The organism is Janthinobacterium woesei, assembly GCF_051380875.1.
Lineage (GTDB): Bacteria > Pseudomonadota > Gammaproteobacteria > Burkholderiales > Burkholderiaceae_D > Janthinobacterium.
Window position 1 is genome coordinate 247,530 of sequence record NZ_JBNYXW010000009.1, and the last position, 19,207, is coordinate 266,736.

Here is a 19,207-nt window from a genome sequence, read left to right on the forward strand (position 1 = left end):
CGCTCTTTCGGGCTGCGTCAAGCATGACGCAGCCTTCGATGACATGAGTGTTGCCTGGAAGGCGTTACTGCTCGGCGAAGCCAGAATGGGCTATCAGCGGCAAGCTTCGATAGGGCACAGAGCCCCACGATTTTTCGCGGATGCACGCAAGGCAGCGGCTGGACAGCCTGTCCTTTGCCGCAGGCTGACTGGCAAAAAATTCCAGGTCGGCAGGCCACAATTCGCAGCACGCCAGACAGCGTTTTTCCTCGCCCAGTTCAGTCTGGAGCTTGAGCGGAAATCGGGACAGCGGTCGCGACGAGAAGCCCGGCATGATTACGTTGCCTCGGCTTGGCCGGCTCGCCCGCGGGCCTGTAGCTTCCAAGCCAACCGGCGGCGGATTTCTTGTCCAGATGGGGGAGGGCAGTGCGCGGCCAGGCGCTGTGCCAAGTATTGCCGGACCTGCGCTTTGGTCGGGCGGTTGTTCGTTTTCATATTGGTCTCCAGCTTTGCGTTATTATCGATGACTACTTTACGCTGCGAGGAATGTCACTTCCCCACCCGCGCAGGGTGGGGGCGATGCTGAGTCCGATGGCAGGCCGGGCTATCCAGCCGCCAAAATTTTGATTGTTGGTCGGTGCTAAACTGAGATGACCAATTTCGTGGACAAGACAATGACAATTGAACCGCTTGACCCCCAGCTTATTCTTCAGACCTCCCCACCGAAGACGAGCTGGCTGTTGCCGCGTGAGCGGCTCGATCTGAATCGACTTGGATTCGACGACAAGCGCGCCATCATCGTGCAGGCGCCGGCGGGTTTCGGCAAGACCTCGTTGCTGATGCAGTGGCGTCGGCTGTGCCAGGCGGCGGGAGCGGTTGTGGTTTGGCTGACCGTCGACGAGCGCGACAATGGCCTGCGGCTGGCGCAGGGCGTCGGAAATGCCCTCTACGGCGCCAGCGGCGGCAGGGCGTCGGGGCCAGCTTTCATCAATTGGCTCAGGCTGAGTGAGAATGGCATTGATGCATTGACCGGCTTGCTGGTGGAAATTGCAGCACAGGCTTTCAACGTCGTGCTGATCCTGGATAATTTCGAACGTTCGCGCGAAGACGCATCGCTCGACTCGCTGGCTTACCTCATCCGCAATGCCCCTGCCAATCTGCAGATCATCATTGGCGCGAGGACGGGCAAGGTGTTTGAACTGCCCGAAATCATCGATCAGAATATCGCCGCGCGGATTTCGAGCGCCGACCTGGCGTTCAGGCACGAGGAAACCCTGGCGGTGATTGCCAAGTATTTTGGCAATAAGCTGAGCACCGAGGCGAGCGCGCGCCTGCACGCGCTCACCGAAGGATGGCCGCTTGGTTTACAGCTGGTGGTGGCGACACTGAAAAAAAGCACAGACCTGAACGCAGCAACACAGGCCATTTCCGCCTCTGCCGGCGACATCCAACGCTATTTTGTCGAAAACCTGATCGCACGGCTGGCCCCGGACCTGTCCGATTTCCTTACTCGGCTGGCGGTGTTTGACATAGTGCACCCGGAGCTTTGCGCGGCGGTTTTTCCCGACAAGGACAGCGAAGATTTGCTCGCGCGACTGCAGCAGGACACTCCGGTGTTTCTCCGCGCCGAGAATTCTTGCTGGATCCGCATGCACGGCCTGTCGCGTGATTTCCTGATGGCGCGCTTCGAGCAGTTGCCGGTTCAGGAGCGCCAGATGATCTCTGCGCGCGCCTCTGCATGGCTTGGAGACCATGCTTTCTATGAAGAGGCCGCTCGCCACGCGTTGTTGGCAGGCAACGAAGACACGGCCTACGAACTGGCCGAGCGCACCTTGTACCAGATTGGCTACCATGGGCGGGTTGACGTTGTGCTGAAATGGATCGACAGGCTGCCCGCATCGGAATTGCAGCGCCGTTCCCGCTTGTGGATGGCCGCGGCCTGGTCCTTGGCGATTAGCAACCGATACAAGGAAGCCCAGCGCGTGGTGGGTTATATCATGGCCGATCCGGCATCAGATGAGGGGCAGTGCTTCGAGGCGGCCCTCATTTCGGATGCCGCGGCAGCGTTCGACGATCAATTGGATCGGTTGGCGCAGGTCAGGGAACCTTGGCAGACGAAGCCGCCGCCAACGCCCTCCAACCCGACGATTATGGCCTTCTACGCCAATTCGCAGGGCTTCTTGAACCTGTACCGGTTTGAGCCTGGCAAAGCGCGCCACCTGTGGACGCAGGTGGCTCAAGGAACGACGCCCGGAACGATCGATTTTGCGCGCGGGTTCGCCGAATTCGGTATCGGGTTTTCCTACCTGTGGGAGGGCCAGTTCTACCTGGCGGAGAAAATCCTGCGCGCCGCACTGGTGCGCTACGAACTGGAAATGGGTCGCCGCAGCCCGATCGCATGCATGATCGCCGCGGTATTAGCAGCGACGCTGTGGGAAATGGGCGGCAGTCATGAGCCACGCGCCATGCTAGCCTATCGGATCGATGTGCTGGAACGGACCGGGCTGCCGGACGCCATCTTGCTGGCGTATCTGACTTTGGCGCGGCTGGAGATACATGATGGACAGGAGGCGCAGGGATTCGAGCATCTCAATGCCCTGATCGCGCTTGGCGAAGCGCGCAACATGCCGCGGCTTCAAATCGCCGGACTCTGCGAACAAATCCGGGTCCATGCCCAACAGCGGCGCCTGGAAACGGTTGCGGCCTTGTGCCGTAGGCTAGAGTCCCTGTGCGCGGGATTGGGACAGTCGCACTCGCCGTTCATCGGCTCCTGGGTCAAGCTTCACCTGAGCCGCGCCCAAGGTTACCGGGCGTTGGCGGCGCGGGACTGGAGCGCCGCGCTTGGATGGCTGGAGCAGGCTGCAGGGTATGCCGATACAATGCGTCTGGTCCGCGACAGCGTCGATATCCGCTTGTTGCGCGGCTTGGCCGCGGAGCGAAGTATGAAAGCTGAAAGCGCCGGCCTGTTCGAAGAGTCGCTGAGCTTGGCAAAGGCGGGGGGGATGGTGCAGACTTTGCTTTGCACCCATCCCGAAGCTTTGGACATCCTGAAAAAGATTTCTCACAATTCCGATTTCCGGGTCGAAGACCTGCTGCAAGCGGTTTCCTCAGTGGTAAAACCGGCCAAGGTTGCGCGTGCCGCGTCGGCGACGCAAGCGCGCGCGTATACCAACACCTTGCTGACGGCCAAGGAACAGGAAGTACTCGGCCTCATCGCACAGAATATGTCCAACAAGCAGATCGCCATCGCGCTCGACATCGGCGAAGAAACTGTCAAGTGGCATGTGAAGAACGTGTTCAGCAAGTTGGACGCTGGCACGCGTGCGCATGCGGTCAAGCGAGCCCACATCCTCGGCATCCTCGACAACCCGAACTCCTGACTGCCCGTACTCGAGTTCGAGGCCGGCACATCGATCCCCAGCCATCCCTGGAGTGACGCTGGGGCCGCCTGCGGCTGACCGCCGATCTTGAGTACGCCGGCACAGGTTCGCCTATCTATCTGGTCTCCTCCCCCCCTCGCTGGGGGGGGGGGGCGCCTGCCACGTGACGTAATCTTTGTTGACGATGTCTTGAAACCAGCCGGGGACAAGGGATCGACAACAAACGACAAATAAAAAACAGACAGGATTGGTATTTGCGGCGTGCATCCGGACGAATTTCCAGATGTCCGCGAATTTTTCCCGCAAGACCGATACCAAAAAACGAGGAGACAGAATGGACAGGACAACGCTCGTCCGCCGGGTACCGGCGCGCACGTCGATCGCTTATGCCGTCGCCGCGCTGGCGGCACAGATCTTATCGCCCGCAGCGCTGGCGGCGGAGATCGCGACCAGCAATTCAGATGTAAAAATCCGCTGGGACAACACGGTCAAATATAGCGCCGGATGGCGTGTTTCCGGCCTGGATGAGACGGTCACCTCGATTGCGTCGGCTGTTCCGAATCCCAATGTCGACGCCGGCGACCGCAACTTCGGGCGCGGCTTGATTTCCAATCGGCTCGACCTGCTGTCCGAGTTCGATCTGTCGTACAAAGATGTGGGCGCCAGGGTCAGCGGCGCTGCCTGGTACGACGACGTCTACAACAAGTCCCCCCAGGCTCATGTGCCTTCCTTGGGCGCTCCCGACTATCTGGGTACTCCTCCCGGTGCATTTCCTGCAGCGACCAAGAAGCTGCATGGGCGCAAGGCGGAAATCCTCGACGCTTTTGTGTATGGGCGCACTGAGTTGGGTGGCCTGCCCGTATCGGGCCGCCTGGGTCGCTTTACCCAACTGTACGGCGAATCCCTGTTTCTCGGCGCGAACGGCATCGCCTATGCGCAGGGGCCGATCGATGTGGTGAAGGCGCTTTCCGTACCGAGTTCGCAGTTCAAGGAAATCGGCATGCCGGTCGGCCAGGTATCGGGCAATGTGCAGCTCTCGCCATCGGTCTCAGTAAGTGCGTATTACCAGTTCGCGTGGCGCAAATCGCGCCTGCCGGGCGCCGGCAGCTACTTCAGCTTCGCCGATTTTGTCGGCGCCGGTGGCGATCTGCTGCTGGTGCAGCCCAATCCGTTCAACGGCAACACCGGCGTCGCTCCGCGCACTGCGGACCAGGACGCCAGCAACCGCGGCCAATGGGGCGCGCAGCTCAAGTTCAAGCCGAGCGGCAGCGGTGTCGAGTATGGCCTGTATGCGGCGAAATACCACGAGAAGGCCCCGGTGGCCGTATATCGTGTCCTGCAGAACGACTATCGCTTCGTCTATCCGGAAAATATCAAGACCGCTGGCGCAAGCTTCACGACGACGGTGGGCGAATCGAACCTCGCGGGCGAAGTCTCGATCCGCCGCGACACGCCGCTCGGCGTTGCCGGGCACTTGTCGGTGGTGATCGATCCGGCGGGTGTTCTCAACGATGCCAGGAATCCACCCTACGCGGTCGGCAACTCGGTGCACGCCAACCTGTCGTGGATCAGCACTTTTGCAAACAGCCCGCTGTGGCAAGGTGCGTCCCTGATCGGCGAAGTCGGCTTTAACCGTCGCACAAGCGTCACCAGGGGGAGCCAGTACCTTGATCCGAACACGACGCGGGACGCCTGGGGGCTGCGTGTTCTCTTCGAACCCCAGTACTTCCAGGTCTTGCCGCAAGTCGACATGACAGTGCCGATCAGCATTGGCTACGCGCCGAGCGGTCGGTCGTCGGTCTCTTTCTTCGCACCTGAAAAAGGCGGCGACCTCACCATCGGTATCAATGCGGATTACCAGAAGACCTGGCGGGCATCGCTCCAGTACGTCAGGTTCCTGGGAAGTGCCGGCGCAGTGGGCGCGACCGGCACCTCGTTCGCATCGTATAAGCAGTTCTACAGCGATCGAAATTTCGTTTCGCTGTCGATCCAGCGCACTTTCTGACGTTAGAAAAACCGGAGACAATCATGAAAAAACTTACTTTGCATGCATCGGTATTGCTGGCGATCCTCGCTGCCGGGCAGGTCGCAACTGCCGCTGTTTCGCCCGACGAAGCGGCGCAATTGAAAACCACGCTGACCCCCCTGGGCGGTGAAAAAGCGGGGAACAAGGCCGGTACTATCCCTGCGTGGCAAGGCGGCTTTGCCGGGACTATTCCGGGATACAAGCCAGGGTCCGGGAAATATCCCGATCCGTTCGCGGAGGAAAAACCGCTACTCCAAATTACCCCTCAAAACGTCAGTCAGCACGCCGAAATGCTGCCGGATGGCGCGGCCGAAATGCTGCGCCGCATCCCAAGCTTTCGCATCGACGTGTATCCGACGCATCGTACCGCCAGCGCCCCTCAGGCGGTGTACGACGCCACGTTCAGGAATGCCACCAGCGCGAAGCTGACTGAATCAGGTCCCAGCATTGTGGGCGCGTGGGGCGGCACGCCGTTTCCGATTCCAAAATCGGGCGCTGAAGCGATATGGAACCATGTGCTTCACGCGCGTCCAGCCGCTTACGAGCTGAATTTCTCTAACTTCATCGGAACATCGAACGGCAAAAAGACGCTCGCTTCCGCCGGTGAAGTAGTCAATCAGGTGCCCTACTTCATGAAAGACACCGCCGAGCAAAAGCAAAATGGGGCCTACCTCTACTCGCGTGCGAAGACCACGGCACCGTCGTTCAAAGCCGGAGAATCGCTGCTCCTCCACGATAGCCTCGATTTCGACAACAACCGCCAGGCTTGGCAGTATCTAGTCGGGCAGCGTCGTGTTCGAAAGGCGCCAACGGTGGGCTATGACACGCCCGATTTCGTCGCTTCTGGCAGCAACTACTTCGACGAGATCACCGGATTTTTCGGCGCGCTCGATCGCTTTGACTGGAAACTCGCAGGGAAGAAGGAGCTGTATGTTCCTTACAATAACAACCGCTTCTTCGCGGCCGATCCAGACCAGGCGCTGGCTGCTTACCATATCAACCCGGACAAGTTGCGCTGGGAGCTGCATCGGGTATGGGTCGTCGACGCCACCGTGAAGCCTGGCAAGCGCCACGCCGTGGCCAAGCGCCGCTACTATCTCGACGAGGATACCTGGACCATCCTTGCCGTCGACGGCTTTGACGCCGAAGGCAAGCTGTGGCGCTTCCAGCATAACCTGTCGCTCGTTGCGCCCGACATGAACATGTTGTTCATGGATCCGTCGGTCGTCTACAACTTGCAGGCCAAAACCTATTCAATGATCCAGTTCATCGAATCGATAAAGCCTGTCGCCCCGCGCTCACCAAGCTACTTCTCGCCCGATTCGCTCGCATCGGACAGCGCCCGCTAGGCCAGTTGTCACGCTCGCCGTTGCCGGCTCCGCAATCGGCGCCGACCGTAACCCGCGCCCGGGTTGTTCGGATCGGTGCGCCTATTCGTCCTATTCGACTGCCCGACCATTGTCATGCTCGAGCAGTCGGTGATCCCCCATTGGATGCATCATCATGAGATTTGTGCAGATATTTTGTTGTAAGGTCGTCCTGGGCATGGTGGCTTGCGCCTCGCCCCTGTATGCCTCCGCTGAAAAATCCGAAACGGATCCGCTGAACCGCGCCGCGCTCATTTCTCCCCGTGCCGGCAAGTTGGTGCAGTTGCACGTTGCCCTCGCTGGAAAGCGCCTGGTGTCAGTGGGCGAGCGCGGCAGCATCATGCTGTCCGATGATAGCGGCAAGTCCTGGCGTCAGACCGGTGCGCCGGTGAGCGTCACACTGACCAGCGTGACGTTTGTCGATGTGGCGCATGGATGGGCGGTCGGGCACAGCGGAGTGGTGCTCGCTTCCAGCGATGGCGGGATCACCTGGGCCAGGCAACTCGACGGCCGTGCTGCGGCGCAGATCGAGGCGAACGCGGCCCATGCAGCCGCTGAGCGCAGTGGTGCGCAAGGCGTCCGCCGCATCGCCAATGCAGAACGTCTGGTGGAGGAGGGGCCCGATAAACCCTTTTTCGATGTGCATTTCTTTGACCAAAAATCTGGCATGGTCGTCGGCGCCTACGGCCTCGCGTTCATGACCGCCGACGGTGGACAGACGTGGGAGTCGCTCGCGGCCAGGATCAACGATCCGAAAGGCCGTCATTTGTATGCCGTTCACGCGGCCGGGCCGCACTTGTATCTGGCCGGCGAACAGGGTGCCTTGTACCGCTCCGACGACCAGGGACGCACGTTCAGCGCATTGGCCATTCCCAGCACTGCAACCTTCTTCGGGATGGCCGGCGGCGAGACTGGTCCGCTGATTGCATTTGGCCTGCGCGGCAACGCGTGGCGCAGCACGGACGGCGGCGCAAGCTGGGACAAGCTCAAGATGGACCCGGTGAGTCTGACGGCGGGCGGGCGCCTGCGCGATGGCTCGCTGGTCCTGGCCGATGAGGCGGGAAGGGTGCTTCGCAGCGCTGACGCCGGCAACACCTTCCAGATGGTAGCGGCGGCCCGGTCGTCGCCGTATACGTCGCTGGTCCACGCTGCCGACGGCGCGCTCGTGATGAGCAGCCTCGGCGGGCTGTCCCGCATCGTTCTTGTAAAGCCGTCCCAGGAGTCCGCCAAATGAGCCCCGCCAAGTCGTCCACCGAACAACTGCTTATCAAGGACATTAACGATTTCGACCGCAACTCCGGGTCGCTGCTGGAACGAATTTTTTTCAATCACCGCCTCATCGTCGTGGTGGTCTCGCTGCTGCTGACGGTGGTTCTCGGCCTGCAGGTGACCCGCCTGCAGATGAGCGCCAGCTTTGAAAAAATGATTCCTGCCAAGCATCCCTACATCGTCAATTACCTGGCGAACAAGTCCGAACTGGTGGGACTGGGGAATACGGTGCGGATTGCCGTCGAAAACAAACAAGGCACGATCTTCGACGCAGCCTATCTGGAGACCCTGCGCAAGATCAACGACGAGGTCTTCCTGATGCCTGGGGTTGAACGCGCCTTCATGAAGTCGATGTGGATGCCGGCCGTACGCTGGATCGGGGTGACCGAAGACGGGCTCGATGGCGGGCCGGTCATCGGCGAATCCTATGATGGCTCGCCTGCCGCCATGCAGCAGCTCCGCGCCAATGTTGAGCGTTCGGGCGAAGTCGGCCAACTCGTCGCCGCCAATTTCCGCTCCAGCGTCGTGCTGGTTCCGCTGATGGAGAGGGATGAACAAACCGGCAAGCGGCTCGACTATAACGACCTGTCGCAGCGCCTCGAGCATGTCCGTGCAAAGTATGAGTCGCCCACCATCGGCATCCATATCACGGGCTTTGCCAAGGTGGTGGGCGATCTGATCGCCGGGCTGCAGCAGGTCCTGCTGTTTTTCGCGATCGCGATTGTCATTTGTACCGCGTTTCTTTACTGGTACACGCGTTGCATACGCAGCACCTTACTGGTGGTCACCTGCTCGCTGGTCGCGGTGGTGTTCCTGCTCGGCGTATTGCCGACGCTCGGCTACGAGCTGGATCCATATTCGATTCTGGTGCCGTTCCTCGTGTTCGCGATCGGCATGAGCCATGGCGCCCAAAAAATGAACGGCATCATGCAGGACATCGGCCGGGGCGTGCATCGCCTGGTCGCAGCGCGCTACACCTTCCGGCGCCTGTTCCTGGCCGGTCTGACCGCATTGCTGGCCGATGCCGTCGGATTCGCGGTGCTGATGGTGATCGACATCGGGGTCATCAAGGACCTCGCCGTTGCCGCCAGTATCGGCGTGGCAGCCTTGATCTTCACGAACCTGCTGCTGCTTCCCATCTTGCTGTCCTACACCGGTGTGAGCCCTGCCGCCGCCCGGCGCAGCTTGCACAACGAGGGGGATGGTGATCCCGCTCGGCGCAAGCCCATGCTGTGGGAATTCCTCGGCCAATTCACCCGCCGCAAGTGGGCGAGCGTCGCTGTCTTGACCGCCGTGGCGCTCGGGGTGGCCGGCTTTGCCGTCAGCCTGCACCTGAAAATCGGCGACCTCGATCCGGGGGCGCCGGAATTGCGCCAAGGCTCGCGTTACAACCGTGACAACGCCTACATGACTGCGAACTATGCGGCCAGCAGCGATGTGTTTGTCATCATGGTCAAGACTCCCCAGTACGAATGCGCGCAATACAACACGCTGGTGCTGGTTGACGCGCTGGAATGGGAACTGCAGCAGCTGCCGGGGGTTGAATCGACCAATTCGCTCGCGGCGATTGCCAAGCGCACCGCAGCCGGACTCAATGAGGGGAGCATGAAGTGGCTCGACATCCCGCGTTCCCAGCAAGTGATTAATTCCATCGTCACCCGGGCACCGCGCGAGCTGTTCAACCAGAACTGCGACTTGCTGAGCGTGTATGCCTATCTGAAGGATCACAAGGCCGACACCCTGGACGCGGTGGTCGCAAAAGTGGAAAAATTCGCTGCCGATCACAACACGAAAACCGTGCAATTCCTGCCAGCGGCCGGCAGCGCAGGGATTGAGGCCGCCACCAACATTGTCGTCAAGAAGTCCAATACTGAGATGTTGCTGCTGGTGTACGCGGCGGTCATCATACTGGCCTTCATCACCTTCCGTTCATGGCGCGCGGTGCTGTGCGCGGTGCTGCCGCTGATGCTCACGTCGATCCTGTGCGAGGCGCTGATGGTGTGGCTCGGCATGGGAGTGAAGGTGGCCACGTTGCCGGTGATCGCGCTTGGCGTAGGTATCGGCGTCGATTATGCGCTGTATGTTCTCTCGGTCACGCTGAGCAATCAGCGCAAAGGCATGAGCCTGTCCGACGCCTATCACCAGGCGCTGATGTTTACCGGCAAGGTGGTCGTGCTGACCGGGGTGACGCTGGGCCTGGCGGTTGCCACCTGGAGTTTTTCGCCGATTAAATTTCAGGCGGATATGGGCATTCTGCTCGCCTTCATGTTCATTTGGAACATGCTTGGCGCCCTGATTCTGCTGCCCGCGCTTGCACACTTCCTGCTGGTGGACGAAACCCGCAAGCAGGCTGCGCCTGCCTCGCGGTCGCGAACAGCAATTTTGGATGAGGTGCTGAAATGAACCAGTATGTGGTCGTTACCGGCGTATCGAGCGGTATCGGATTTGCCATTGCGCGCGAGCTTATCCATCGTGGCTACCGGGTGTTCGGCAGCGTGCGCAAGGAAAGCGACGGACAGCGTGTGAAGGATCAGCTCGGCGAGGCCTTCACGCCCTTGCATTTCGACGTCACCGACAGCGAGGCGCTTGCGTCAGCTGTCGAAGATGTGAGCCGAATCGTGGCAGGGCAGGGGCTGGCGGGCTTGGTCAACAATGCAGGGATTAACGTCACCGGCCCGCTGATGCATCTCAATCTGGACGAGATTCGCGCGCTGTTCGAGGTCAACGTGCTGGGCGTGATTGGCGTGACCCAGGCATTCTTGCCCCTGCTAGGCGCGCGCGAGGGGGCAGTGCATCGTCCCGGGCGCATCGTCAACATCAGTTCTGTCAGCGGCGCATTTGCCGCGCCCTTCCTCGGTGCCTATGCCGGAACGAAGCATGCGTTGGAAGCGCTTACCCAGGCATTTCGGCGTGAATTGAAGATCTACGGCATCGAGGTGTGCGCTATCGAACCGGGCTTTATCCGGACCGATATGTTCGAAAAAAATGCAGCGCAGAGCCCGGATACGCGCTTCGCCAACACTGGCTACGCGCGCCAGTGGCAGGCATTTCTTCATTCCCTGTCGACATCCGAAGACAAGGCGGCGAGCCCGGACATCGTCGCTGCTGCGGTCAGTCATGCACTGACAAGCAAGACACCGAAAACCCGCTATCCGCTTGACCCTGTCTGGTGGATCGGCCGTTTCTTGCCTGACCGGGTGTTTGACAGGCTCGTCTTCAAGGCGATGGGGCTGGACCAGCTTGTACAAGGGAAGGCTGTGCGCGCGGCAACGGCTGGCCCCCCCCCTCGCTGAGGGGGGCAATCGGGGTGGTAGCAGGCCAGAATACATAAAACAGCGCTTCGGTCCGCATCAGTCGTCAGCCCATCTCAAACGGGCACCGGCTATCGGCTTGACAGCATAAAGATTGCCGCAGACCGGCATCTACATAAAAAGGAGATATACGTGAGCAATAATTATCCAATCGTCGTCTATGGCGCCAGTGGCTACACCGGTCGGCTGATCGTGGAATTCCTGCGCGAGTACGGGGTTCCCTTCGTGGCGGCCGGCCGTAATCGCGCCAGGATCGAAGAGGCAATGCGGACGGTGCCGGGGATCGAAGACGCGCAATACGAAATTGTGGAAGTAGAGCACAGCGTCGAGGCGCTGACCAAATTGTTCGAGGGCCGCCGGGTCGTCTGCAACACGGTCGGGCCATTCACGCGCAAAGCCCCGGTGGTGATCGAGGCAGCTCTGCGCGCAGGCTGCCACTACCTTGATACGACGGGCGAGCAAGCCAGCATGATCGACATTGAAGCGCAATTCGGCGAGCGGTTCGAAAAGGCAGGCCTGGCGCTGGTGTCCTCGCTCGCGTACATGTACGCGGTCAGCGAAATTACCGCGCGCGTCTGCCTGGAAACCGAAGGGATTGATTCGCTGGACATGTTCGCCTACGGCGTCGCGGTGCCGACCCAGGCATCGACCGAGTCTATTTTCGATGTCGTGCGCAACAAGGCGCACTATCTGGCCGACCGCAAGCTGGTCGAATACGACCGCTTCCAGGTCAGTGATATGCAAATCCCCGGCGGGTTGGTGCTGAAAGGAATGCCCTGGGGCGGAACGGCGAATCCCGTCTGGTTTCGCCACGATCCGCGCGTGCGCAATTGCCGTATGACCGTTGCCTTGTCCAACCAGGAAATCTACAAGCGGATCCTCGAGCTCGCGCGTGCCTTCAAGGTGCAGTTGCAATGGATTCCGGAGGACCAGCTCATTCCCGTGCTCGACAAAATGGCCGCGACCATGACGCCGTCCATGCCGCCGCGCGAATCGCGCCATGTCCACCGCGCGATCGACTGGTGCCACGGACGCGGCAACAATGTCGCCGCCAGCTGCATCATCTACAGCACCGGTGGGTATCTGATGACAGGCGCGCTGCAGGCCTATGCGGCCAAGCAACTGGCCTACGGCGAGCCGCGTGCGGTCGGATTCAAATCGCCTTCCGAAGTGTTCGGGCATCGTGAACTGCTCGGCGCATTGAAGGCGTTCGGGCTGGCGAGCATGTCGCAGCAACACATCGTCTGACAGTCGTCTAATTTCTCCGGAAAGAAAATCATGAAAGAACCAGTCTACCTTGCTGGCATCAGCATGACGCGTTTTGGTGTCTTCTTCGAACGTTCGGTCAAGGACCTGACGCGCGAGGCCGTCGAAGGTGCCCTGATTGACGCCGGCGCCGAGAAAAAAGATATCGAAGTCGCGTTTTTCTCGAATGCCGCCCAGGACGTGCTCGAGGGCCAGAACGGGATCGCCGGCCAGATTGCGCTACGTTCGATGGGCTTCGAGAAGATCCCCATGTTCAACCTGGAGAACGCCTGCGCCAGCGGTTCCAGTGCGGTGCACCTGGCCGTCAGCTACGTGCGCTCCGGTATGGCCGATGTTGCCCTGGCAGTCGGCGCCGAGAAGATGAATTTCGCCGATATGACGAAGTCGTTCGCGATGTTCGAAGGCGGCTACGACGTCCACGACCCCGAGGCCCTGCAGAGAATGCTGAAAGAACTCGGCGGCGAAGCGGCCGAGGCGGGCACGGGCCGGCGCAGCGCCTTCATGGAAGTCTATGCGAGCACGGCCAGGGCGCACATGCGTGACTTTGGCACCACGCAGCGACAGCTGGCGGTAATTTCGTCGAAGAACCACCGACACTCCACGCTGAATCCGCTCGCGCACTTTCGCCGCGAATTTACGGTGGAGGAAGTGCTCGCAGCGCGGCCGATCGGCTTTCCGCTCACAGTGCCCATGTGTGCACCGATGACCGACGGGGCGGCTGCGGTTGTCATCTGCAACGCCGTTGGCTTGAAGCGCCTGCGCGCCAGCCGCGCCTTGAAAGTGCTCAGTTCCGTTATCGCTACCGGTACCGACCGGGCGTTGCGCGACTGGGGCAAGTCGGTGACACGGCTTGCGGCGCAACGCGCCTATGACGAGGCTGGCGTCGGTCCGCAGGATATGTCAGTGGCGGAAGTCCATGACGCCACTGCGTTCGGCGAGGTGGTCCAGAGCGAATCGCTCGGCTTTTGTGAGGTTGGCGGCGGTGGCGCGCTGGCAGAGTCCGGTGCCACCTCGCTCGGCGGTCGCATCCCGATTAACCCGTCCGGCGGACTGGAGTCGAAGGGACATCCGATCGGTGCGACAGGTATCGGCCAATTGTTCGAATTGGCCGTACAGTTGCGCGGCGAGGCCGGTCCACGCCAGGTGCAAGGGGCGCGCTTCGGCATTGCCGAGAATGGCGGCGGCATGTACGGCGGCGAGGAAGCGGTGGTGTCCCTGACCATCCTGGGTCACTAACATTACAGCCCGTTGGTACAAGGGGCGACCTGCCCGGCGCAGCGAGCGCCGGGAATCGATTAAAAACAATTCAGGAGACAAGACAATGAGCCAGCAATTACTTCGCGTTCGTTCCGACGGCGCAATCATGCACGTATCGATCAATAATCCCCCTGTCAATCTCGTCAATGGCGCCATGGTCCAGGCCTTGTTTGAGCTGGTCGGCGGGCTCACTTTCGACACTTCGGTGAAGGTCGTCATTTTCGAAAGTGGCGTGGCAGATTTCTTCATCGCACATTTCGATTTGAACGATCTGCTCGCCGCAGGAGATGATACGGCGAGCAAGAGCAAATCCGACGATATCAATATCCTGCAATCGGTGTCGCTGTGCATTCAGAACCTGCCGCAAGTGACCATTGCCAAAGTGGACGGCATCTGTCGCGGCGCCGGCCTCGAGCTGATCCTCGGCATGAGCATGCGCTTCGCCAGCGATGCATCCCGCTTCTGCGCGCCAGAGGCCAGCAGCGGATTTCTTGCCTGCGGTGGCGGTACGACGCGCCTGGCGATGGCGTGCGGTCCGGCTCGCGCACTGGAAGTCCTGTTGAGCGCACGCGACTTCAGCGGTAAGGAGGCGCAGGAGTACGGCATCATCAATCGCGTCCTGCCAGCCGACGAACTCGACAGCTATGTCGCGACGCTGGCCGAGCGCATTGCGCAACGTTCGGCGCATGCGATCGGCGTGAACCGCGAGACCATCAAGCGCACCTTGGCATTCGCGGTCGAACCGCTGTTTGCCGGCTTGGCGTACGAAAACGAGGCTATGCGTAGCAGCATGGCGCGCCCCGAATTCCATGAAGGGGTCCAGGCGATGCTTGCGCTTGGACAAGGCCGGGAAACCGAGCTGGACCTGCCTCGCACGATCGACCGCTTGCTGGCGGCGGTATCAAAAAAATGAAGTTTTCGATACCGCCCAAGTTGCCAATTCATATCGCCAAGCCAACCCACACACCGTCTTCCAGGAGTTTGCCATGAACACACCCCAGCACGTACCGTTGCCTGTAGTCGGCCTTTCCGGATTCGAGGCGAACATGTCGGAAGAAGAGGGCGGCGCCCAAGCCGCGTTGCACCGATTTGCGGCGGACGTGATGCGGCCGATCGCGCGCGAACTGGACCTGATGCCTGCAGATCAGGCCTATCTTCCCGAATCGCCGTTCTGGCAATTCCACCAGGAAGCATTCAAGCTCGGGCTCGGCCCCGAAGCACTCGCCGGCCTGGACCCTGCCGCCGCTGCACGGATGGAAGGCATCGTCGTGGAAGAGTTGGCATGGGGCGATGCGGGGCTGGCCGTTTCGGTTGGCGCCGGTGGCATGCCCCTGGTGATGGCGCATGCGAGCGGCAACCAGGAATTAATTGACATGTGCAATGGCAAGCTGGGTTGCTGGGGTGCTACCCAACCCGACCGCGGCTCCGACGGGCTGATTTTGTACGGTGCGGAGCGACATCCCGGATCGCGCGGCAATAAGGGCAACCTGCAAGCAACTTTTACGGATAGCGAAATCATTTTCAACGGCCAGACTTCCGCATGGGTGTCGAACGGACCGGTCGCGCAGGTTGCCTTGCTGGATCTCGTGGCCGACTATGGGGACGGTTTTTTTGAAGAAAACGGCGATACCTACGGCTGCAATGTGATCCTGCCGCTCGACATCAAAGGCGTTTCCCGCGGCAAACCACTTGAGAAGATGGGCAAGCGTTCACTTCCCCAAGGCGAAATTTACTTCGACAACGTGCGCGTTCCGCGGCGCTTTGCGATCGCCACCCGTGACGACTACGCACTCAAGCACGCGCAGGCGTGGGCGCATGCCGGGACCTCCATGAGCCATATTTCCACTGGGGTCGCCCGGGCGGCATTTGAAATGGCGCTGACCTACGTGCATGAACGGCGCCAGGGTGGCGCATTGCTCGCCGAGCATCAGTTGACGCAATACCGGATCGGTTTGATCGGTACGAAAGTTGAGGCCATCCGCGCAATGGCGCGTCACGTCGCCGAATACACCAGGTGTTCGCCTCGCCCGCATCCCTATTTCACTGCATCGGGCAAGGCCTTCTGCTCCAGCGAAATGCTGACGGTAGTGAACGAGTCGCTGCAACTGTTTGGCGGCGTCGGTTTGACGCGCGAGTTTCCGATCGAAAAGCTGCTGCGCGACGCGCGCGCAATGCAGATCGAGGACGGCGAAAACTATGTTCTGATCATGCATTACGGTTATCTCCTGAGTCAGTTGCACCAGCAAGAAAACTGGGGCCGGAATTGAGCATGTATCGAAGCCGCATTGTGACGCGAATGAATTCTGGAGAATAACAGATGGCGATGATTGATTTTTTTGACCGCGGCTGCTTACTCAACCGCAACGGTGCGGCCTACATCATGGACGGCCAAACCTGGACGTTCGACGAGACCTATGGACTCACGTGCCAGATTGCGCATGGTTTGGTCGATGCTGGCTTGACACGGGAAACGAAGGGGGCCGTGCTGGCGGGGAATGACCCGGTGGCGTGGATGTGCGTACTCGGAATCTGGCGCGCCGGACTCGCCTGGGTACCGTTGAATCCACGCAGCGCAGCGGAGGAAAGCGCGAGCCTGCTGCAGAATTTCGATGCGGAAGTGCTGTTCTTCCAGCGGGCGTTTGCGCCCGTGGTCGAGGCGCTGCGCGCCGCTTGCCCGCAAATCCGGCATTTCATTTGCATCGACGGCGACGCGCCAGGCTGTATTTCGCTGAACACCTGGCTCGCTGACAAGCCGCGCACCCCACCCGAGATCGCTTTCGATATGGATGACGTCGTAGCGATCATGCCCACCGGTGGTACCACGGGCGCCCCGAAAGGCGTAATGCAGACGCACCGAAACCTGAGCGTATCTCTCGCAGCGTCACTGATCAATGTCTACTATCCCCCGGGTGCTGCGGTCGTCAACCTTGCCGCGGCACCGATGACGCACAGCGCCGGCTTCCTGTCGCTTTCCGCGACAGCGCGCGGCGGCACGGTAGTCATCCTGTCAACGCCGGATCCACTGGTGCTGCTCGATACGATCGAGCAGTACCGCGTTACCGAGTTCTTTCTGCCACCAACGGTGATCTACCGTTTGCTTGAAATTCCAGGCATCGAGAAACGCGATTTCTCTTCGCTGTGCTATTTCATGTACGGAGCCGCACCGATGTCGGTCGAAAAGCTGAAGAAAGCACTGACCGTGTTTGGTCCGGTCATGTTTCAGGGCTACGGACAGACAGAGGCACCGGGGGCGATCGCCTTCATGCGCCCGGGGGACCATTTCGTTGATGGGGCGGTCGCCCCGAACAACAGGTTGCTGGCCTGCGGTCTACCTTGCGCGCTTAACGGGCTGGCGATCATGGACGACGCTGGCAGGCCGCTGGCGCCAGGCGAAAGCGGGGAGATCTGCGTGCGGGGCGACATCGTCATGAAGGGTTATTACAAACAGCCGGAGAAGACCGCCGAAACGGTGATTGACGGTTGGCTGCACACCGGCGACGTCGGGCATCTTGATACTGAAGGCTTTCTGCATATTACCGACCGCAAAAAAGACATGATCATCAGCGGCGGCTTCAACGTCTACCCGAGCGAGGTTGAGCAGGTTCTGTGGTCGCATCCGGCAGTTCAGGATTGCGCCGTTATCGGCGTGCCGCACGAAACGTGGGGTGAGGAGGTCAAGGCGGTGGTCGAACTGGTTGTCGGAGCGGAGGTGACGGAGGCGGAACTCATCGCACTGTGCAAGGAAAAGCTTGGCTCCGTCAAGTCGCCGAAGAGCGTCGATTTCATCGCCCAGCTACCGCGTAGCGCGGTGGGAAAGGTATTGAAAAAGGATATTCGGGCACCGCACTGGGTCAAGGCGGGACGCGCGATCTGACGCGCAAGAGCTGCTTCTTGTAAAAATGCATAGTGCGCAACACAAAAAATAGGGAGACTTTTAATGTTCAAAGACAAGGTGGTTGTCATCACCGGGGCCGGTTCCGGCATCGGCCGCGCGCTGGCGTTGGAGGTGGCGCGCCACGGCGGAAAATTGGCGCTGTCCGATATTAGCGCACCCGACCTGGCCGCGACGATTGCGCTGCTGCCGGCTGCAACTGAGGCCCGCTCGTATGTGCTCGACGTTTCATTGCGTGAGCAAGTATTCCGCCATGCCGACGAGGTAAGACGTGATTTCGGCGACGTCGACTACGTTGTCAACAACGCGGGCACGGCGGTCATCGCCACCGTCGAGCACTTGACCATCGAAGAAATAGAGAAGGTCCTTGCAGTCAATCTGTGGGGAGTCATCTACGGCACCAAGGCATTCTTGCCGGGCATGCTGGCACAGAGAAAAGGGTGCATCGTCAACGTCTCAAGTGTATTCGGATTGGTTGCCACGGCCTGCTCGGGCGCTTACGTGATGTCCAAATTCGCGGTGAGAGGGCTGACCGAGACTTTGTGGCAGGAATTGGAAGGTACGGGCGTGCGAGCGGTACTGGTGCATCCTGGTGGGATCAACACCAACATCAGCAAGTCGCCCAACGCGGCGCATGAGAGTGCGGTCGAAGAAAGAATGAAGGAAGCCAACCTTCGGCAAATGGTCACCACGCCTGAAGAGTGCGCCCGCGAGATCGTTGCAGGAATGATCCGTGGCGACAAGCGCTTATTGGTGGGAAGTGGTGCGCGTACCTTGCATCGCATCTCCAGATTATTTCCGGACAACTATGGGGCACTTATCCGCCGCAAGCTGGGCGTATAAGCATTCCTCGTCATCGCTTTGTGATCTGCAGCCAGCTGTGCATTCGACAGCGAGCCGAGCGAACGGAACACCGAAAGTGCCATGTACTGCTGTACTGTTCAGAATGTCCGAAGGCACAAAGCGCATCTTGTTAAGGCGTTCGCGCAAGAGGGCCAGCGGGTGCCTTCCCAGCGTGAGGCCAACATGCCGGTAGTCCGCCACGATATCATCGGCTTCCGTGGGCGGCGCCAGTTCCAGCGCTGGCTCGGCAATGGCAGCGGCGCGCATCAAATCCCGCTAAGGCACGCTCGCTGCGGCATGGCGTGGACCAGCGTGCGCGGCCCCGTGAGCATCGATGCCGCTACGCGTGACATCGTGCAGCCGGTGTCTATCCGCAAGGCCGAAGTGAGTGGCGCAGCGTACTATAACGTCGAGTTCGACCAGGTCGAGAAGGTGCGCGATACGGGCGTGTAAAAAGGGAAGTGCGAATGGGAAGTGCGGCGGTGCCCGGGCGGGTGCCGCCCAATCCACCCAAGTTAAGGGATTGGCGTGCGTTTAAGTAATTTATTTTCAACATTAATATAAATACACTTGACATCGAATTAAAATCGCGGCGGGCAGTGTGGATTTTTATTTCC

Annotated in this window: 14 protein-coding genes; 13 read left to right on the forward strand and 1 reads right to left on the reverse strand. The window is 60.3% G+C overall.

What is annotated here, in order from left to right; translation table 11 throughout:
- Nucleotides 1–64: 64 nt before the first annotated feature.
- Nucleotides 65–313 carry a hypothetical protein gene (locus tag ACQ4W6_RS12780; RefSeq protein ID WP_436567551.1) on the reverse strand — a complete coding sequence of 83 codons (249 nt, stop codon included), beginning with the start codon at nucleotides 311–313 and terminating at the stop codon, nucleotides 65–67.
- Nucleotides 314–629: 316 nt separating this feature from the next.
- On the opposite strand from ACQ4W6_RS12780, the gene ACQ4W6_RS12785 reads away from it, so the two are divergent.
- From ACQ4W6_RS12785 to ACQ4W6_RS12845, 13 genes are all read left to right on the forward strand, one after another.
- Nucleotides 630–3,359, forward strand: coding sequence for a winged helix-turn-helix domain-containing protein (locus tag ACQ4W6_RS12785; RefSeq protein ID WP_436567552.1), 2,730 nt, complete (start codon nucleotides 630–632; stop codon nucleotides 3,357–3,359).
- Nucleotides 3,360–3,642: 283 nt separating this feature from the next.
- Nucleotides 3,643–5,364 (forward strand): DUF1302 domain-containing protein, encoded by a 1,722-nt coding sequence (locus ACQ4W6_RS12790; protein WP_436567553.1) that lies wholly within the window; start codon nucleotides 3,643–3,645, stop codon nucleotides 5,362–5,364.
- Between the two features lie 23 nt (nucleotides 5,365–5,387).
- Nucleotides 5,388–6,734 carry a DUF1329 domain-containing protein gene (locus tag ACQ4W6_RS12795; RefSeq protein WP_436567554.1) on the forward strand — a complete coding sequence of 449 codons (1,347 nt, stop codon included), beginning with the start codon at nucleotides 5,388–5,390 and terminating at the stop codon, nucleotides 6,732–6,734.
- A 154-nt stretch (nucleotides 6,735–6,888) separates the two neighbouring features.
- The gene (locus ACQ4W6_RS12800) at nucleotides 6,889–7,986 is read left to right on the forward strand and encodes a WD40/YVTN/BNR-like repeat-containing protein (protein ID WP_436567555.1); all 1,098 of its coding nucleotides are present in this window, start codon (nucleotides 6,889–6,891) and stop codon (nucleotides 7,984–7,986) included.
- Nucleotides 7,983–10,424 (forward strand): efflux RND transporter permease subunit, encoded by a 2,442-nt coding sequence (locus tag ACQ4W6_RS12805; protein WP_436567556.1) that lies wholly within the window; start codon nucleotides 7,983–7,985, stop codon nucleotides 10,422–10,424. Before ACQ4W6_RS12800 ends, ACQ4W6_RS12805 begins: the two co-directional genes overlap by 4 nt.
- A complete protein-coding gene (locus ACQ4W6_RS12810) occupies nucleotides 10,421–11,314 on the forward strand; it encodes an SDR family oxidoreductase (RefSeq protein WP_436567557.1) in 894 nt (297 codons plus the stop codon). The genes ACQ4W6_RS12805 and ACQ4W6_RS12810 overlap by 4 nt, the downstream gene beginning before the upstream one ends.
- Nucleotides 11,315–11,464: 150 nt before the next feature.
- Entirely contained in the window at nucleotides 11,465–12,580 is a 1,116-nt protein-coding gene (locus ACQ4W6_RS12815) for a saccharopine dehydrogenase family protein (protein WP_436567558.1), read from the forward strand.
- 30 nt (nucleotides 12,581–12,610) lie between these two features.
- Complete coding sequence (locus ACQ4W6_RS12820; RefSeq protein WP_436567559.1) at nucleotides 12,611–13,834, forward strand: thiolase family protein; 1,224 nt, start codon at nucleotides 12,611–12,613, stop codon at nucleotides 13,832–13,834.
- Between the two features lie 85 nt (nucleotides 13,835–13,919).
- Nucleotides 13,920–14,768: an enoyl-CoA hydratase/isomerase family protein gene (locus ACQ4W6_RS12825; protein WP_436567560.1), complete on the forward strand. Its 849-nt coding sequence runs from the start codon at nucleotides 13,920–13,922 to the stop codon at nucleotides 14,766–14,768.
- Nucleotides 14,769–14,841: 73 nt separating this feature from the next.
- Nucleotides 14,842–16,122 (forward strand): acyl-CoA dehydrogenase family protein, encoded by a 1,281-nt coding sequence (locus tag ACQ4W6_RS12830; protein ID WP_436567561.1) that lies wholly within the window; start codon nucleotides 14,842–14,844, stop codon nucleotides 16,120–16,122.
- 50 nt (nucleotides 16,123–16,172) lie between these two features.
- Nucleotides 16,173–17,729: an AMP-binding protein gene (locus tag ACQ4W6_RS12835; protein WP_436567562.1), complete on the forward strand. Its 1,557-nt coding sequence runs from the start codon at nucleotides 16,173–16,175 to the stop codon at nucleotides 17,727–17,729.
- Between the two features lie 63 nt (nucleotides 17,730–17,792).
- On the forward strand, nucleotides 17,793–18,590 hold the full coding sequence (locus ACQ4W6_RS12840) for an SDR family NAD(P)-dependent oxidoreductase (RefSeq protein ID WP_436567563.1): 798 nt from the start codon (nucleotides 17,793–17,795) through the stop codon (nucleotides 18,588–18,590).
- 183 nt (nucleotides 18,591–18,773) lie between these two features.
- Entirely contained in the window at nucleotides 18,774–19,043 is a 270-nt protein-coding gene (locus ACQ4W6_RS12845; protein ID WP_436567564.1) for a hypothetical protein, read from the forward strand.
- The last annotated feature ends 164 nt before the right edge of the window (nucleotides 19,044–19,207 follow it).

Excerpts from the sequence above, each read along its gene's own strand:
- ACQ4W6_RS12840 (WP_436567563.1), top strand. The coding sequence starts at position 17,793 with ATGTTCAAAGACAAGGTGGTTGTCATCACCGGGGCCGGTTCCGGCATC.
- ACQ4W6_RS12800 (WP_436567555.1), top strand. The coding sequence starts at position 6,889 with ATGAGATTTGTGCAGATATTTTGTTGTAAGGTCGTCCTGGGCATGGTG.
- ACQ4W6_RS12810 (WP_436567557.1), top strand. The coding sequence starts at position 10,421 with ATGAACCAGTATGTGGTCGTTACCGGCGTATCGAGCGGTATCGGATTT.
- ACQ4W6_RS12785 (WP_436567552.1), top strand. The coding sequence starts at position 630 with ATGACCAATTTCGTGGACAAGACAATGACAATTGAACCGCTTGACCCC.
- ACQ4W6_RS12790 (WP_436567553.1), top strand. The coding sequence starts at position 3,643 with ATGTCCGCGAATTTTTCCCGCAAGACCGATACCAAAAAACGAGGAGAC.
- ACQ4W6_RS12795 (WP_436567554.1), top strand. The coding sequence starts at position 5,388 with ATGAAAAAACTTACTTTGCATGCATCGGTATTGCTGGCGATCCTCGCT.
- ACQ4W6_RS12820 (WP_436567559.1), top strand. The coding sequence starts at position 12,611 with ATGAAAGAACCAGTCTACCTTGCTGGCATCAGCATGACGCGTTTTGGT.
- ACQ4W6_RS12805 (WP_436567556.1), top strand. The coding sequence starts at position 7,983 with ATGAGCCCCGCCAAGTCGTCCACCGAACAACTGCTTATCAAGGACATT.
- ACQ4W6_RS12845 (WP_436567564.1), top strand. The coding sequence starts at position 18,774 with ATGCCGGTAGTCCGCCACGATATCATCGGCTTCCGTGGGCGGCGCCAG.
- ACQ4W6_RS12830 (WP_436567561.1), top strand. The coding sequence starts at position 14,842 with ATGAACACACCCCAGCACGTACCGTTGCCTGTAGTCGGCCTTTCCGGA.
- ACQ4W6_RS12780 (WP_436567551.1), bottom strand. The coding sequence starts at position 313 with ATGCCGGGCTTCTCGTCGCGACCGCTGTCCCGATTTCCGCTCAAGCTC.
- ACQ4W6_RS12825 (WP_436567560.1), top strand. The coding sequence starts at position 13,920 with ATGAGCCAGCAATTACTTCGCGTTCGTTCCGACGGCGCAATCATGCAC.
- ACQ4W6_RS12835 (WP_436567562.1), top strand. The coding sequence starts at position 16,173 with ATGGCGATGATTGATTTTTTTGACCGCGGCTGCTTACTCAACCGCAAC.